This window comes from Listeria ivanovii subsp. ivanovii (genome assembly GCF_900187025.1).
In the GTDB taxonomy this organism is placed as follows: domain Bacteria; phylum Bacillota; class Bacilli; order Lactobacillales; family Listeriaceae; genus Listeria; species Listeria ivanovii.
The window spans coordinates 2,797,195-2,812,643 of the sequence record NZ_LT906478.1; the positions used below are offsets into that span (position 1 = coordinate 2,797,195).

A 15,449-nucleotide genomic window follows, 5' to 3' on the forward strand; every position below is an offset into this window, starting at 1 on the left:
ATTCCCCTTTCTTTTTACTTGTATTAATCATAATCAGAAATGGTCATAAAGTCAATTTTAAATTACATATTTGTTACAATTGTTAAGAATAAGCTACAAAAGAAGCTTGCTAACAGGAACTTAGCAAGCTGATAATTTTATAATTCGATTGGTCGGTCTAGTTGATAAAGTCGTTTGTATCGTGGTTCAGCTGCCATTAATTCAGCATGCGGACCTTCCATCAACGTTTTTCCTTCTTCTAAAAATAACACGCGATCCATTTTTTCAGCTCCAACTAAGTGATGCGTTACCCAAATTAATGATTTATCCGCTAAAGTTTCAAAAATCGTAGCTAACAAATCTCGTTCCGTTATCGGATCAAGCCCAACAGTTGGCTCATCTAAAATAACAATCGGCGTATTTTGAAGTAAAATTCGTGCTAGCGCAATTCGTCCACGTTCCCCACCTGAAAAACGTTCACCCATCTCACTCATTTGTGTATGATAACCATCTGGCATACGCATAATAAAATCATGCAATTGGACTTTCTTAGCTGCTTCGTAAACTTCCTCATCACTAGCACCTTGATTTCCTAATCGAATATTATTTAACACACTCGTACTAAAAAGATGTGCTTTTTGATTTAGCATCGATGTAAGTTTAGGAATCTCTGGTCTAAGTTTTTCTACTTCAACCCCATTCATCGTCAATTTTCCATCAGTAGGAAGAAGCGCGCCTTGGACTAACTTAAGAAAAGTTGATTTCCCCGTTCCACTTCGACCGATAATGGCTACTTTTTCACCTTGTTGCAAAGTAAAATCAAAGCCATTCAAGATTTTCGGAGACTTTTCGTCATAAGCAAAAGTTAAGTTTTCAGCTTTTAAAATGACTTCCTGTGTATCGATTCGCTCCATTTCTTTCATTTCTTCATCAAAATTTGGCAGTGTTGGATCTTCCACTTTATCTAAGCGAGAAAGCGAGTCTTGGTATAGTGATTTGTCACTAATGGCGCTAGAAACTGGTACAAACGCTTCAGCAAGTGCCATAATTGCTAACACAAATGCAGCAATCATCGTGCCAGAAAATGCTCCATCACGTGACTCAGCCGTGCTCCAGTAAACCATCGCAATGACCATAAAACCAACGACCAACTGACTAAAGAAATCGCGCCAGTTAACAAAATGGAATTGCTTATTTTCTGTATGAAGCATAGCCGCTTCGTCTTTTTCATAGTTAGTAATAAAGGTTTTCTCCCGACCACTAAATTTCCAGTCGCTAATTCCAAAAACAGCATCCGTAAACTTTTGATAAAGACCATTTCGTCCTTGTTTTAAATAAGCATTTTTCCCGCGAGCATATAAAAGGGAAACCCATGGTAAAACGAGTACCAACATCCCAATTAAGAAAACAAATAGCATCGCAAATGGTACCGAAAATACACCTAGTGCGATAACAACCCCTGCATAAAGGACTAAACTTACAATTGCCGGTAGCATCGTTGTAAGATAGAAGTTTTGCAAATGCTCAATGTCCCCAGCAAGCAGTCCCAAGATATCGCCCGTTTTATAGCGCGATTTCAGTAACAAAGCTTGCGGCTCTAGTAAGCGGTATAAACGCACCCGCATTTTTTCTAGAATTCGCAGTACTAGAGAATGGCTCATAAGTCGTTCTACGTAGCGTGATACCGAACGCATAATTCCGAATGCGCGCACACCAACTGTTGCAACATATACTGCCATTATCGATTCTGGCATTAGGGACGATTTAGAAATCAAATGACCTGAAGTAAACATTAGCGCCCCAGCAGAAGCAAAAGTAAGCGTTCCAAGGAAGATAACAAGCAAGAACAAGCCGCGGTTTTCTTTTATATATGGGATAATCCAGCTACTTTTCCGCATTATACTTCCTCCAATTGGGCTTTAACTAAATCGTAATAGAAACCTTTTTTCTCAAGTAGTTCGTCATGTGTACCTGTTTCAACCACAGCCCCATGGTCGAGAACAATTATCCGGTCCATTTCAAGCATCCAGTGCAAGCGATGTGTTGCAAAAAAGACCAGTCGATTTTCAAATAAATCTAGCATCGGCTTTTTTAGTTCGTATTCTGTTTCAATATCTAAATGAGCAGTTGGTTCGTCCATTAATACAACCGGACGATCAGTCAAGAAAGCCCGCGCAAGTGCCACGCGCTGTTCTTGTCCGCCACTCAGCATTCTACCAGATTCCCCGACAAGCGTTTCGTATCCATTTTCAAGTCCGGCAACTAACTGATTTAAACCAGCTGATTCCGCCGCTTTTTCTATCTCTGCTTCTGTAGCATTAGGATGGTAAAACCGGATATTTCCAGCAATTGTATCATGAAAAAGATACGGGTGTTGTGGAATATAGGTTACTTGTGTTTGCCAGTCCGGCGATGAGAGCGTGTCACCAACTTTACCTTTACAGCGAAACTCACCAGAAGTAGGGTTTAAAAAGCCACTTAATACATCAATCAGCGTCGATTTCCCAGCACCAGTTGCACCAATAATCCCGATTTTCTCAAAACCATTTACTGTAAAACTTGCTTGATGTAGTGATTCTGCATCACCATCGCCATGTTTAACCGTAATATTTTCAAATGAGAAATTCGTATTTTCATCAAAAGTCGTTAGTGAAAGAGCACTGTCTTCATGTTTTTCATTCTTAGCACGATCAATAATTCCTTGAATAACTCGTCCAGCTTCTTGTCCGTCAAGTGTCGCGTGGTAATCCGAGCCAACCTCACGCACTGGCAAAAAATACTCTGGCGCAAGAATCAGCACACTTAACGCAATTGGCAGGTTCATATTGCCATCAATCAAGCCAAGTCCAAGAAATAACGCCACAAGGGCAATCGAAAGCATCGTAAAGAAGTCCATCGCAAACGACGACATAAAGGCCACACGCAAGGTTTTCATCGTCGCTTTTCGGTAACGCGAACTAACTGAAGCAATTTTCCCTTCATGTTCATGGCTTAACCCTAAGTATTTCAACGTTTCTAAGCCTTTTAACGAATCGACAAAATGATTCGAAAGCACGCGATACGTTTCAAATTGCGAGTCTGCTTGTTTCTTTGCAGCTAGCCCTAAAATAATCATAAATACAATTAAAATTGGCAAAGTAATCATCAAAATAAAGGCCGATGTCCAGTCCTGAAATGCGATATAAATCCAAATCATCGCCGGAATAATTGCCATGTTCATCATTTTCGGTAGAAACAGCTCCAAATAATTTCGGAAATCTGCTACACCTTCCATCACCATCGTTACAACTTTCCCAGTTCCTTCCGCACGGGCAAAACGTGGACCAAGCGCAAACAAACTATCCAGCAACCCTTCCCGCATCGTTTTCGCTAAGTTAGAAGCATAACGGTAAACGATTTGTTTTTTCCATACATTCAAAAAGTGACGCAAGAAATAGGCCCCTGCAAAGAGACCTATTTGTAGTGTGACTGATTGAAATGCGTGCTCATGAAATAAATCTGTAATTGCACGAGCAAGCGTTATTGCCATAACGATAATTGCAGCACCTTGAATAAGCGTGAAAACTGCGAGTATCGCCATTATTTTTTTAATTCCTTTGTAGTTCCTTAAATCTTTTCCCATTAATACGTCATTTTCTCCTTACTAGAAACGCGCTTACGGAAAACATAGTAACTCCATATTTGGTAACCAAGCACGAACGGCAAGAGTGTAACGGCAACAATGGTCATCACACTTAGCGAATATTGCCCGGAAGCAGCATTTTCTATTGTTAAATCAAACGCACTGTTAATAGAACTGATCATTACGCGTGGGAATAGCGCCACGAAAATCGAACCAATCGTGAAGACAATTCCAAGCCCACCGAATGTAAATGCTAAAATATCGCGATCTTTCCAGATGAATAAAGCAGATAATACGTACATTACCACTACTATCCCTATCATCAGTGGAACAAGAACAGGTCTAACTTGGAACATATCTGTATTGAAGTAAGCAAGTACAACAAAGATTAATAATACTGGTACTGTGATGAACCAAACCCGTTTCGCCATACGACGAGCACGGTCTTGAATATCATCTTCTGTACGTAATGTAATAAATAGCAATCCGTGAAGCAGACACATTAACGTAATCGTCAGTCCACCCCAAACAGAAAATACAGTTATATAATCAAAGAATCCGGCATACATATCCATATCACTATTAATTGGCATACCTTGAATCAAACTAGCAAATAGTACTCCAAATAGGAATGGCGGCAAAATACTACCGAAGAAAATCACCCAATCCCACGTTTTCACCCAAAGAGCAGAATCTTTTTGACCACGGAATTCAAAAGAAACACCACGGCCGATTAAGGCAAGTAATAAGAACACTAGTGGAACATAGTATCCACTAAACATCGTTGCATACCAGTTAGGGAAAGCGGCAAAAATTGCACCCCCAGCTGTTAGTAACCACACTTCATTTGCATCCCAGAATGGTCCAATCGTATTTACGAGTACGCGACGTTCTAAAGCATTTCTAGCCATAAAGCGTGTAGACATCCCTACACCAAAGTCAAAACCTTCAAGGAAGAAGAATCCAATGAACAAGATGGCGATTAATAAAAACCATAACTCATTTAGTGACAATGTTTGCATCCCCCTTATCAAACGGATCTACGGAAACTTCTTCTTTTTCTGGCTTGTGTCCGTCTGGTCCTTTTTTAATTTCACGAATAAACAAGTACACCAAGAGAATTGCTAAAATTGTATAGATTGTGGAGAACGCAATTATCGAGAATAAAATTTGTCCGGATGATACGTTTGGCGATACTGCATCAGTCGTTTTCATGTAACCGAAAACTACCCATGGTTGCCGCCCAATTTCTGTCATAATCCAACCCATTGAGTTCGCTAGGAACGGGAATCCAATCATTGGAATCATCAAACGTAAATACCATTTTGCATTAACGAGTTTTTTCTTCCAAGCAAGTACGATACCGATTAGCGCAAACATAATCATTAGCATACCAGCGCCAACCATGATGCGGAAACTCCAAAATGCTGTTTTTACTGGTGGAATGTAATCACCCTCACCATATTTTTCTTCGTATTCTTTTTGCAACGTATTCATACCTTCTACGCTACCACTTAATGTTCCGTAAGATAAGAAACTTAGCGCATATGGGACGTTGAGTTCCCAGTCGTTTTTCTTATTCTCCGGATCAATTTTGGCGAGCATTGTCCACGGGGCTGGGTCGTCTGTATCTTCCCATATCCCTTCTGTTGCTGCCATTTTCATTGGTTGTGTTTTAACCAAGTATTGTGCTTGGGAGTGTCCACTAAATGCAACACCAAATCCACCAATAACGGCCATTACCATTGCAATTTGGAATGATCGTTTAAAGAAAGCGACATCTTGTTTTTTGAGCATCTTATACGCACTGACACCGGCGATGAAAAAGGCCCCAGTGGCAAAGGCCCCGAATATAACGTGTGGGAACTCCACAAGTAGTTGTCCATTAGTAATTAATTGTAAAAAGTCATTCATTTCTGCACGGCCGTTTTTAAATTCAAAACCTACCGGATGTTGCATAAATGAGTTTGCTGCTAAAATCCAGAAACTAGACATGATTGTTCCGATTGAAACCAGCCAAATACATGCTAAATGTAATTTTTTGCCTAGTTTATCCCAACCGAAAATCCACAGGCCGATAAAAGTAGATTCCATGAAGAATGCAAGTAACGCTTCAATAGCAAGAGGCGCCCCGAATACATCTCCAACAAATCTAGAGTAATCTGACCAGTTCATCCCAAACTGGAATTCTTGAATAATCCCGGTTACAACCCCTACAGCAAAGTTAATGAGGAATATGTGCCCCCAAAACTTCGACATTTTTTTGTAAATTTCTTTTCCTTTCACGACATACAACGTTTCCATAAGAGCAACCATAAATACAAGTCCAATTGAAAGTGGTACAAATAAGAAATGGAAAATCGTTGTTGATGCGAATTGAAAACGGGCTAAAAATAGTTTATCCACCCTTTTCTCCTCCTTTTATGCTAAATAGTCCTGTTTTGTCCCTCGTTTCGCATCTTCCTTAAAAACCTTGTGAAAAACCACCCAAAGTGACGCGTTTAGTTGCTCTGTAATTCACAAAGCATTGCAATATAATATGTATTCACGTTTTTCACAGATTCAGGGACTAGTTAAGAAAGATTGTCACTTTATAATAAGTTCTATCTGGAGTATATTTTATCCTATTTCTCTCCAAATTTATTTAGTACTTTAGATGTTATTTTAATCTGGTGAGATTGTGATGAATTTCTCAAGTCTTATGGGGCTGTACATGTTGATAAGACTTATTGCTTTTTATTTCACAAAAGCAGATAGATAATTGTTATTTTGTAAAACAGGTATTAAGACCTATCTGTTTTCTTCCTTTTTCGTAATTCTTGGAAGAAACTTTTTAACATCTCGCTACTTTCGGCTTCCATTAATCCCGATTCCACTTCGCAAGTATGATTAAACCTGTCATCTTGTAGTAAATTCATGAGTGAGCCTGCTGTTCCTGCTTTTGGATCTTTTGCTCCGTAATATACTTTAGTAATTCTTGAAAGCAAAATCGCTCCACTGCACATTGGGCATGGTTCTAATGTGACATAAAGCTCTGCGCCACTTAATCGCCATGATTTTTGATGATTACAAGCATCTTGAATCGCAAGTAATTCCGCATGGGTTACCGCATTTTGGCTAGTTTCACGTAAGTTATGAGCACGACCAATAATTTCTCCATCTAAAACAACTACTGCACCAATCGGAACTTCTCCAATTTCTCGTGCTTTCTCGGCTTCTTCAAGCGCTTGTTGCATAAAGAAAGCTCGTTCCATCTATGCACCTCATTTCTAAAAAGTCACTCACTGTCATTTTAGCATAGCTTATGTTAGATGTAGGAACAATCTGCTCAAACTTTCACAGGAATACTTTTAGTTGCTTTCATAAGCTATTTATATTACCATATATTAATACTAGGTACTAAAACAAAATTATCAAAATATACAATCTACTATAAAGGAGAATTATTATGAATTCAGAGAACCTACTTGCTCCAGAACTTTATAATATTACCGACGAGATTGCTAAATTTAGTTCTGAAAAAACAGCTTTAATTTGGAGAAATGAACACGATGAAACAAAAACTTGGAGTTACCGCCACCTGCTTGAACAAGCGAATAAGTTTGCGAATGTTGCGAAAGATGCCGGCGTAAAAAAAGGCGATCATGTTATCGTAATGACTCCTCGCTTGCTCGAAACATATGCGATTTATATGGGCCTATGGAAAGCTGGAGCCATCATTATTCCCGCTTCCGAATTACTTAAAGCACACGATTTAGAATACCGCATCCATCATGCTAATGTGAAAGCAATTGTTTCTTATAACGGAATGACTGCTGAATTTGATAAAATTAACGACATCCCATCTGTTGCCAAAAAGATTATTGTTGGCGAAAAATTAGCTGGTTGGGATCATTATGAAACATTAATGGAACAGGCTTCAGTAGAATTCGAACGGGTGGAAACTTCCCGCGATGATGCATGCTTACTTGCTTTCACTAGTGGAACAACAGGTAATCCTAAAGGCGTTGTACATATTCATGGTTGGGGTTACGCGCATATTCGTATCGCAGCCGATCACTGGCTAGACATTCATGAAGACGATATTGTCTGGGCAACTGCAGGACCCGGCTGGCAAAAATGGGTCTGGTCTCCATTCCTATCCGTTCTTGGAAAAGGCGCGACTGGTTTCATTTATAATGGCCGCTTCATTCCTGAAAAACAACTCAACCTGCTTAGCGAAGAAAAAATCAACGTCCTATGCTGTACGCCAACAGAATATCGCTTAATGGCAAAAGTAAATAATTTGCGCGAACATGATTTAAGTTCCCTTCGCAGTGCTGTTTCAGCAGGTGAGCCACTAAACCGTGAAGTAATTCAAGTTTTCCAAGACAATTTTGACATTAAAGTTCGTGATGGTTATGGACAAACAGAAAGCACATTATTGATTGGAACGCTTGTAGATACGCCAATTCGCCCCGGTTCAATGGGCAAACCAATTATGCCTGAGTATATGGCGATTATTGATGCTGATGGAAATCCGGTTGGTGTTGGTGAAATCGGTGATATTGCAATGCGTAGAGATTTCCCAGCATTGTTTAAAGAATACTATAAAGAACCTGAACGCCTTCAAAAAGCGATTCGCGGTGACTATTTTGTTTCTGGCGACCGTGCAATTCGTGATGAGGATAATTACTACTGGTTCCAAGGTCGAAATGACGATATTATTATTAGCTCTGGTTACACGATTGGACCTTTTGAAGTGGAAGACGCCTTGACTCATCACCCTGCTGTGAAAGAAGTAGCTGTTGTCGCAAGCCCTGATGAAATCCGCGGCACCGTCGTAAAAGCTTTCATCGTCTTAAAAGATGGTTACGAGGGCACAGACGACCTTGTTCACGAGCTGCAAACATTTACTAAGGAACAAACTGCTCCATATAAATATCCGCGCCGTATCGAGTTTGCAAGCGCTCTGCCAAAAACTGATTCTGGGAAAATTCGTCGTGTGGAATTACGTGATGCTGAATTTGCAAGTGTGCATAAATAACATGAAAGCCGGCTAGCATTAGTTTGCTAACCGGCTTTTTTATATATTCAATTCACTCGCTGCTTCCTTGTCCAATACAACTGTAAAATTAGGATGCAATTGAAAAATCGAGCTTGGGACTTCTTCAGTAACTTCTCCTTGTAAAGCTTTTTTAATAATGGCTGCTTTTTTCTTCCCGTTTGCGAACATTATTACTTCTTTCGTATTCATGACATTTTTGGGACCCATCGTTACATAATATTCTGGTACTTTCTCCGGATCTCCACCTACTTCACCGAGCAAAATATCGTGCATATCTGGACGCGACTCCACTGAAACAAGCCGAGTTTCATCACCAAACTTAGTCACGCCCGGCAAATTTCCACAAAAATGGCCATCTTCTCCAATCCCAATCAAAATCGCATCCAGTCCTCCGACACGTTTCAAATGCGCCTCATGCTCGGTATAGTTTTTCGTATCAAGCACATGAATTTGCTCTTCCGGAATTCCCGCTGGATCAAAATACATTTCCTTTAAATTACCAACAGTCACACCAAATTTTTCTTCACCAATTGGAATTTCATCAAAATTATAATAGCAGACATTTTTAAGCGGTGCCTTCTCACGCAGTTCACTCACCAACATTTCGTACATTCGTTTTGGCGTCGAACCTGCCGTAATTGCCAGATGAACTTCTTTATCTTGATACATCTTCCCTAAAAGCAGCTGCATTGTTGTTTTACTCATATTTTCATAATCTTTTTCGATAATTATTTTCATTTTTTCACCTCTCGCTTTGAATTACCTTTATGGTAAAGTATATAGTAACTATAGAGTCAAGAGGAAAGGATGATAAATAAATGACACCTCTTTTATCCATTGGTGAGATGGCGAAAAAAAGCCAACTCTCCATTCAGCGACTGCGCTATTACGACAAAATCGGGCTATTGGTCCCAGCATTTACTGATCCTACTTCTGGATATCGCTATTATGAAGTAGCACAAGAAGAACAGCTTAATTTTATTCAAGCCTTGCAATATATGGGCTTTTCTTTGAAAGCAATCAAACAATATCTTGATAAAAATACGCCTGAAAGCTTACCCGAACTACTTGTTAAATATCAACAAAAGCTCCAAGAAGATGAAGCCCGTATTGCCCGTAAAAAATGGCTACTTAATCGGTTCCAATCACTTCTACATCGCGAACCTGAAAAATCACAATCCATGAAAACTACTAGACTAATACTTACAGAACCATTACAAATGCCTATTCATTCGACCATTTTAAATGATCCACTGTTTCATCAGGAAGTCCAAGCATTGATAAATCGCCTAAATCTTTCTAAAAGTTACTCGCAATTTCCGGGCTATTTGATGCTAGATGGACAGGCTTACATTTTCATTGAGCTTGACCATTCCGTTAAAGCAGACGGAGAGCGCTCTTTGCAAACAAGCGAACGCAAGCCATTTTGCCTCCCGCAAAATTGGGAATTAAAATCCGAAAGCGAAAATTATCTTCTTCAAGAAACGGTTGCTTGGGTAGATAAAGAGTTAGTTCACGGCTATTCCTATGAAAAAAATTTATATTTTGAGTGACATTTTCTGGGGAATGGTTATAATAGAAAGAAATAAAGTGGAGGTGAATGCCATGGAAATCAAACAAATTGCAGCAAAAGACACTCAGGATATCAGACATCGGGTCCTTCGCCCAGAGCAACCGGAAAGTAATGCTATTTATAAAAATGATGATTTAGAAGGAGCTTTTCATTTAGGCGCTTTTGAAAAAGATATTTTAGTTGGTGTTGCCAGTTTTTATCCAGAAAAATCAGCAATCATCATGGCACCTGCGCAGTACAGGATTCGAGGTGTGGCGGCAGAACGTGGGATGCGCTTAAAAGGTGTAGGTTCCGCTTTACTTGCAGCTGGCGAAGCGGAAATTTGGAAGCAGGATGTAGAGATTATCTGGTGTAATGCGCGGATTGTCGCAGTCGGTTTTTATGAAAAACATGGTTATCGTAAAGTTGGTAAATCGTTTGTTATCCCAGGAATCGGCGAGCATTATTTAATGACAAAAGTGAACCCAGTGGAGTCGTAAAATAATGGATTCCTCTAAGTCTAGTAGCATGCAAATTAACTATTAATGTTTTTTCAAAATTAAATGATGCTATAATGAAAAAATAATCTCTAAAACTTTTTTAGATTTTAGAGAAAAGTCTAGTGACTAGGACGTAACTAAAATCTAGCAAAAACAATTAAGAAAAATAAGTTTAACCGAATTTAATAGAGCACTCTTCCTTTATCCCATTTCTAGTTCCTGTAACATCATCCCTTGTTTATTTCTAAATCTTTATACAACCAAAGTAACAGAAAAATAAGACTTATAATAAAAAATACTATAGGAACTATTACTAGATGTGTTGTAAGTAAATTATAATCTGGACTTCCATCCATAAATCCAGACTTAATCGCTAACACACGAATAAATTGTAATGATTGAATCAAAAAAACTAATATAAGACCAATAATGCCATTTAACATAAAATATTTAAAGTTCACTAAATCATCCCTCTCTGTCATTTATCTCACTTGTATTTTTTCTCACATTCAAGTTACCATATTATTACTGAGATGAAAACAAAAAAGGGAGATACATTTATGAAGATAAAAAACATTAAAATTCCATTATACTTATTAGTACTAGCATTTTCTATATTATTAGCATTACCTACACAACAAGCTTCAGCAGCAACCTATAATAAAAATAAAGACAGCATACTTATTGACGGGACTCAAACAATAATCTCAGAAAATACCCCAGATATGGAAGTACCACCTATTAACGCTGTTGTAGTTTTGTAGATAGAACCACCACTTATATACATATATATTCTTACATTATCTTTGTTAATTCTATTACTATACTTATTTAGAACAAGATTTCTTAAATCATTATTAGCATTTAGAGCCAGACCATTAATGGAACAAAACATCGTTAAAACCTGTTTTATAAAATTCAACGGTTTAAGTTTTAACACCACTGTTAACATATCAATAACTTCATTCTGTAAAACCATACTAAAACCATTGGCTACAATTTGATATTCATGAGCATAGTTAGTACCTGTTTCGTTATTACATTTTTGGCAAAGCGTATATCCTCCATGTCCTCTTTGTTACGAAGTATATTTACGTCTACTTTGTGGTTCATCGACTTTCTCATTTTTAACAAAAGCATCCATTACTTCCTCACTAGCGTATTTTTTAACAGTAGTATTATTATTTACACTCTTAGGGGGTAATGTTCATATGTAAGTAATTTTTCTTCCTGACATAAGCTACAAATACCATTCATTCTTAAATACAAGCGTTTACATGTACACTTTTGTAACCAACATTAAAATGCTATAATAAAATAGCCAGCAAGTTTATGGTGGTGCACCAGCCTTCTGTCCGTCGGTTTACCGATAGAAAGTAGGTGGTGCTTATGTTATTTTCAAGCGTTACCTGGAAAGGATAAACGTGTGACTGTTTTCGAGAGTCTTACGCTTATGATTGCTTTTGCAGTCCTAATCGTAACAATCATGAACAGCAAAAATGACAAAAAATAAAAACCACGCATAAGCCTGCACAGCTTCGTGGTTTTTAAAACAAATCATATAAAAGGCTGTCACCATCTTAAATGGTGTTTGCACATTTCAAGGGAGTCATGTTAACCCATGGCTCTCTTTTCATTTATATAGTACCACATTTCAACCTAATTTGACAATATTTTGAAGGATTTACAAAAAAATACGCCAAGCAAAAACTTGACGTCACTGCTATATTTACTGCTAATTTTAACGGGATTAAGTCAATAGTATAATTAGAGCTATTAGTAGTATTTACGGGTGCAAGTGGAACTGCTAAAGTTATAGAACCATGCTTGTTTTCCATATTAGCTACAAAAGTATTATTTTCTCCCATCTTTTGCAAAAGTCCGTCCACTGAAATATCTTCCACAATTTCAACCTTATGTACACCTTTATTTTCTACGACTACAGATTCGGTAGCTTCTCCTTGATAAAGCATTTCTTCCACGGCATTTTTCTTTGCTTCACCAACATTTTGACATCTTTTATACCCAATCACGTATAGTCGAATTTGGTATATTTGTTTCTTTAGAACCGAGATTTCTTGATTTTTTCTTTTCAAGAATCTCTTGTACAGCAAATAGCCTTTGTTCAAAACTAGTTTTATTGATTGTCATAGAAAAACACTCCTCATAAAGTAACTAGAATTTTGTTTTTCTAGTGTCTACTTTATAGGGAGTGTATCGGTTATTAAATCATATTTACGAATATTCATCGTGTTTTTAATGATGCTACTGTCAGGGAGTCATGTTCGTAATAACATTTATTCACTTATTTGACAATATTCATACTAGCAATCTGGAACTTTGAAATCCAGATTCTTTTCTTTTATAATTTCGAATAAGGTTGCGAATGAAGCATCCAAGAAATTCCATATACATCTACGAATTGTCCCATTTTCCCGCCCCAGAATTGCTCTGCGTATGGTAAAGTGATGGTTACTTTTCCAGATGAGCTAACTTTTTCATAAAAAGCTTCTGCCTCCGCTACGGCCACCGGATCTTCATTGTCTAAGTCTAGCATAATAGAAATCTGATTTGTCGCTGAAACTGGTTTTCCAAATGAATCTGAGCAAAATAGATTAGCACCAAGTACAGTAAATCCACCATGAACCGTGGTGTTTTCAAGGTCTTCTTTTGGGAGTCCAAACATCTCGCTTTGTTCTTCATTCACAGGTAAACGGGTAATATTCGTCGCTCCAAATACTTCTTCATAATAACTTAAAGCCTCTTTTGCATTATCAAAAGCTAAATACGGGTATAACTTGGCCATAAAAATCACTCCTTCATTCTTTTTTCAGGCGCTAATAACTAAAATACCTAAAGCCTTTACACTTAAACTAGTTCAGGATTTTTGAAAATTTGACGCCAAGTTTTCTTCATAATTATAACACAGACAGTAAATGCACCTAGGTCAGCTAATGGGAAAGCGTACCAAATGCCATTTAAGCCGAAGAATTGAGGCAATATAATTAACAGCGGTACTAAACAGATAATCTGACGCATAAGTGAAATAATAAACGAAATCCGCGCCCGACCGAGTGCTTGATATAGTCCACCACAAACAATTTGGAAGCCGATTGTTGGTGCGGCTAACAGCATAAATCTAACCGCACTAGTTCCCTCAGCAATCAGTTCTGGGTCGTTCGAGAAAATCCGGACAAGCACCCCTGGAAAAATTTCGACCAAGCCCCAAGCGATTAAGGACATAACCGTCGCTGCAAACATAGAAACTTTGACAGCTTTCATCACCCGTTCGAACTGTCTCGACCCATAGTTGAAACCGACAATCGGTTGCATCCCTTGTGTTACCCCATTTATCGGCATAATCACGAATGAAGCAATCCGGTTGGCAATTCCATAAACCGCAATAGCAAGCGTTCCACCATAAATATTAAGCATCCAGTTTACCGCGATTGTAACGATACTTCCTGCTGACATCATAATAAATGACGGGAACCCAATTGCCATAATCCGGCGAATAAGCGGGAAATCCATTCGGAAAGTTATCCCCTTTAGAGATAGAGTGCTTTTTCCTGATAAGAAATAAATCAGCAGCCAAACCGCCCCAACTGCTTGAGCAATTACCGTCGCAAGTGCTGAACCACGAACGCCCATGCCAAATCCCATAATAAAAATCGGATTTAAAATCATATTTAAAATAGCGGAAATGAGCATTGTTAACATGGCTGTTTTAGCATTACCTTCCGAACGAACAATATTATTCATTGCCATTGCAAATGTCTGGAATACTGCTCCAAGCAAAATAACTGACAAGAAATCCTTGGCAATATCGTGAATATCCGCGGGCGCACCAAAAAGTGTAATCAGTGGATCTAAGAAAATAAATGTAATAATAGCAATAAAAATACTAGATAATACGACTAACCAAATAACTTGGTGAAAGACTTTATTCGCCTGACCCTGTTCCCCGGCACCGAGCGAACGAGAAATAATCGAAGCACCACCAATTCCAAACATGGCAGCCATCGCCATTAGTATCATTTGCACTGGAAAAGCAATCGAAAGCGCCGCAACGCCAGATGGTCCAACCCCGTAAGACACAAAAATCGTATCGACAATATTATACATACCCATTACAAACATCCCAATAAATGCCGGAACCGATAGTCGTGCCATAAGTGATGGTATGCTATCTTCACCTAATCGCTTACTTTGTTCTTTCATTCCATATCTCCTCCTTCAACTGCCCTAATTGCATTATCCGACAACCTATCAAGCAAATGCAGCAAGCTATCTTTCTCTTCTTCGCTAAAACCAACTGTTAATTTCGCTGACCAATCAACAGTCGTTTCTTCAATCAAATCACGCATCATAAAACCTTTTTCAGTCACAAAAATCCGCTGAATACGTCGATCTTTCGCATCTATTTCCCGGCGAATCATTCCTAGTTCTTCTAATCGTTTAATATGCCTCGTCACACTTGCCTTATCTACCATAAAACGCTTAGCCATTGATTCTTGAGAAATACCATCTTCTTTATAAAGTGTCCATAAATAGCGTAATTGTCCTATATTAAGACCTGTTTCAAGTAATTTTTTGTTTTTAAAAGCACTTTCAGAACGATGAATAATCGCGATGGCCTTTGCTAAACTTTCTTGTCTATCTGCCATACTCACTTCTCCTCATAAAAAAATCCGCCACATAATTAGTTGCGGCGTCAACCATTAATTAGTATACCAATAATTTAGTTGA

At 38.3% G+C, this 15,449-nt stretch carries 17 protein-coding genes; 5 read left to right on the forward strand and 12 right to left on the reverse strand.

The window, feature by feature from the left end; translation table 11 throughout:
- Positions 1–137: 137 nt before the first annotated feature.
- The 5 genes from cydC to tadA all read right to left on the reverse strand — a co-directional run bounded on the left by cydC (position 138) and on the right by tadA (position 6,855).
- Complete coding sequence (gene cydC, locus CKV67_RS13975; protein ID WP_014093923.1) at positions 138–1,877, reverse strand: thiol reductant ABC exporter subunit CydC; 1,740 nt, start codon at positions 1,875–1,877, stop codon at positions 138–140.
- Positions 1,877–3,601, reverse strand: a complete 1,725-nt coding sequence (cydD, locus tag CKV67_RS13980) for a thiol reductant ABC exporter subunit CydD (RefSeq protein ID WP_014093924.1) — start codon at positions 3,599–3,601, stop codon at positions 1,877–1,879. The genes cydC and cydD overlap by 1 nt, the downstream gene beginning before the upstream one ends.
- On the reverse strand, positions 3,601–4,614 hold the full coding sequence (cydB, locus tag CKV67_RS13985) for a cytochrome d ubiquinol oxidase subunit II (RefSeq protein ID WP_014093925.1): 1,014 nt from the start codon (positions 4,612–4,614) through the stop codon (positions 3,601–3,603). The genes cydD and cydB overlap by 1 nt, the downstream gene beginning before the upstream one ends.
- Complete coding sequence (locus tag CKV67_RS13990; protein ID WP_014093926.1) at positions 4,601–6,007, reverse strand: cytochrome ubiquinol oxidase subunit I; 1,407 nt, start codon at positions 6,005–6,007, stop codon at positions 4,601–4,603. The genes cydB and CKV67_RS13990 overlap by 14 nt, the downstream gene beginning before the upstream one ends.
- Before the next feature lie 377 nt (positions 6,008–6,384).
- Positions 6,385–6,855, reverse strand: a complete 471-nt coding sequence (tadA, locus tag CKV67_RS13995) for a tRNA adenosine(34) deaminase TadA (RefSeq protein ID WP_014093927.1) — start codon at positions 6,853–6,855, stop codon at positions 6,385–6,387.
- Between the two features lie 194 nt (positions 6,856–7,049).
- Here tadA and mbcS point away from each other — a divergent pair, with 194 nt between their 5' ends.
- Positions 7,050–8,627, forward strand: coding sequence for an acyl-CoA synthetase MbcS (gene mbcS, locus CKV67_RS14000; protein WP_014093928.1), 1,578 nt, complete (start codon positions 7,050–7,052; stop codon positions 8,625–8,627).
- Positions 8,628–8,666: 39 nt separating this feature from the next.
- On the opposite strand, the gene CKV67_RS14005 is transcribed toward mbcS, so the two are convergent.
- On the reverse strand, positions 8,667–9,386 hold the full coding sequence (locus CKV67_RS14005) for a glucosamine-6-phosphate deaminase (protein WP_014093929.1): 720 nt from the start codon (positions 9,384–9,386) through the stop codon (positions 8,667–8,669).
- Positions 9,387–9,466: 80 nt separating this feature from the next.
- On the opposite strand from CKV67_RS14005, the gene CKV67_RS14010 reads away from it, so the two are divergent.
- Together CKV67_RS14010 and CKV67_RS14015 are read left to right on the forward strand one after the other, a co-directional pair.
- On the forward strand, positions 9,467–10,201 hold the full coding sequence (locus tag CKV67_RS14010; RefSeq protein WP_014093930.1) for a MerR family transcriptional regulator: 735 nt from the start codon (positions 9,467–9,469) through the stop codon (positions 10,199–10,201).
- Positions 10,202–10,253: 52 nt separating this feature from the next.
- Entirely contained in the window at positions 10,254–10,700 is a 447-nt protein-coding gene (locus CKV67_RS14015; RefSeq protein ID WP_025280136.1) for a GNAT family N-acetyltransferase, read from the forward strand.
- Positions 10,701–10,927: 227 nt separating this feature from the next.
- Here the strand turns inward: CKV67_RS14015 and CKV67_RS14855 are convergent, their stop codons facing one another.
- Positions 10,928–11,161, reverse strand: a complete 234-nt coding sequence (locus CKV67_RS14855; protein WP_014093932.1) for a hypothetical protein — start codon at positions 11,159–11,161, stop codon at positions 10,928–10,930.
- Between the two features lie 99 nt (positions 11,162–11,260).
- Between CKV67_RS14855 and CKV67_RS14025 the strand changes: the two genes are divergently transcribed.
- A complete protein-coding gene (locus CKV67_RS14025) occupies positions 11,261–11,464 on the forward strand; it encodes a hypothetical protein (RefSeq protein WP_014093933.1) in 204 nt (67 codons plus the stop codon).
- Between the two features lie 689 nt (positions 11,465–12,153).
- On the forward strand, positions 12,154–12,213 hold the full coding sequence (locus CKV67_RS15045; RefSeq protein ID WP_232048003.1) for a hypothetical protein: 60 nt from the start codon (positions 12,154–12,156) through the stop codon (positions 12,211–12,213).
- Positions 12,214–12,337: 124 nt separating this feature from the next.
- On the opposite strand, the gene CKV67_RS14030 is transcribed toward CKV67_RS15045, so the two are convergent.
- The 5 genes from CKV67_RS14030 to CKV67_RS14045 all read right to left on the reverse strand — a co-directional run bounded on the left by CKV67_RS14030 (position 12,338) and on the right by CKV67_RS14045 (position 15,367).
- Complete coding sequence (locus tag CKV67_RS14030; RefSeq protein ID WP_111187583.1) at positions 12,338–12,733, reverse strand: hypothetical protein; 396 nt, start codon at positions 12,731–12,733, stop codon at positions 12,338–12,340.
- Positions 12,720–12,851: a hypothetical protein gene (locus tag CKV67_RS14900; protein ID WP_258378211.1), complete on the reverse strand. Its 132-nt coding sequence runs from the start codon at positions 12,849–12,851 to the stop codon at positions 12,720–12,722. Before CKV67_RS14900 ends, CKV67_RS14030 begins: the two co-directional genes overlap by 14 nt.
- Positions 12,852–13,062: 211 nt before the next feature.
- On the reverse strand, positions 13,063–13,506 hold the full coding sequence (locus tag CKV67_RS14035) for a VOC family protein (RefSeq protein WP_014093936.1): 444 nt from the start codon (positions 13,504–13,506) through the stop codon (positions 13,063–13,065).
- A gap of 62 nt (positions 13,507–13,568) precedes the next feature.
- Positions 13,569–14,921 (reverse strand): MATE family efflux transporter, encoded by a 1,353-nt coding sequence (locus CKV67_RS14040; protein ID WP_014093937.1) that lies wholly within the window; start codon positions 14,919–14,921, stop codon positions 13,569–13,571.
- Positions 14,918–15,367: a MarR family winged helix-turn-helix transcriptional regulator gene (locus CKV67_RS14045; protein WP_014093938.1), complete on the reverse strand. Its 450-nt coding sequence runs from the start codon at positions 15,365–15,367 to the stop codon at positions 14,918–14,920. The genes CKV67_RS14040 and CKV67_RS14045 overlap by 4 nt, the downstream gene beginning before the upstream one ends.
- Positions 15,368–15,449 lie beyond the last annotated feature (82 nt).